The organism is Leucobacter sp. cx-328 (assembly GCF_014530035.1).
Lineage (GTDB): Bacteria > Actinomycetota > Actinomycetes > Actinomycetales > Microbacteriaceae > Leucobacter.
The window spans coordinates 1-1,282 of sequence record NZ_JACVMX010000014.1 but is presented as its reverse complement, the minus strand read 5'-3'; the positions used below and the strand labels follow the sequence as shown (position 1 = coordinate 1,282).

The window sequence follows — 1,282 nt, the reverse complement described above, 5'->3', positions numbered from 1 at the left end:
GGGTTATAGGACAAAACGTGTGTAACGAATCCTGATCTAGCCGCATAAACACGCCCCTAAACAAGGACCGTCTTACCCCGGCACCATTAACCGTGCCGGAAATCAGTAACACCACCCATTGCGTGATATGCGGAAACAAGCTCGTCAAAAACGGGTTCACCCCAGCTGGCACCAGACGATGGCGATGCTTGAACTGCGGAAGCTCCAGCACCCGTAAACGCATCGATCTCTCCCGCCGGCACACCCTCGATAAGTTTCTCGCCTGGCTCCTCGGGAAACTCTCCCAACAAGAACTCCCCAGCCACGCTTCTGACCGCACCTTCCGACGAGAAACAAGCTGGTGCTGGAACATCACCCCGACCCTTCCGGCAGTCACCATGCCACCAAAATGTGTGATCGTGGACGGCACCTACTTTGGTGGCTGGTGTCTCCTGGTCGCGACCAACGAATCCCACACCCCGATCGCGTACCAGTGGTGCTCAACAGAATCTCAGGCCGCTTGGACCGCGCTCCTCACCCAGATCCCAGCCCCGCTCGTGGTCGTGTGTGACGGCGGGCCAGGACTCCAAGCAACACTGAGGGAAGTGTGGCCAGACACCCTCGTGCAACGCTGCATCTTCCACGTCCTGTTGAACGTTCGCACCCACCTCACCTGGAATCCCCGCACCACAGCAGGCCAGACACTCCTCAGCCTGACCAAACAACTCAGTCACGTACACACTCCAGAACACGCGATCGACTGGCTCCGGCAACTCAACGCATGGCACACCATCCATGGCCGACTCACGCGCGAGCGAAGCTACGCAAAGCATCGACTCCGAGACGGGCGCTGGGATTCACCTACTGGAAAACAGTGGTGGTACACCCACGACCGACTACGTAAGGCGTACCGGCTCCTGGTAGATGTACAACGCAAACAGCACCTGTTCACCTACGTGCACTTCCAAGCGCCTCGAACTACCAGTGGGCTCGAGGGCGGCATCAACGCAGCAATCAAACAGACACTCAGGCTCCATCGAGGCATGCACGTCGAGCATCAGAAACGAGCAGCGGAATGGGTGCTCTTTGAACGGGCAGGACTGCTCAAGACAGCGCACAGTTTGATCACACCAGAAGCAATTCAGCCCGAGCCTAAACCTCGTCCTCGGTTCACGGAACCCGACAATGGGCCAGAGCTCTACGGCACAGGACTCGATGCTGCGGAAGGGCTCTGGCTACGTGCTGGATGGGGAGGACGGGCATGACCCGCCCAACCGTTTACACACGTTTTGTCCTATAACCC

At 58.3% G+C, this 1,282-nt stretch carries 1 protein-coding gene; it reads left to right on the top strand.

All coding sequences use genetic code 11. The features are described 5' to 3' along the window. Positions 1 to 92 precede the first annotated feature (92 nt). Positions 93 to 1,244: an IS1249 family transposase gene (locus ICL81_RS11815; RefSeq protein WP_223160727.1), complete on the top strand. Its 1,152-nt coding sequence runs from the start codon at positions 93 to 95 to the stop codon at positions 1,242 to 1,244. Positions 1,245 to 1,282: the final 38 nt, after the last annotated feature.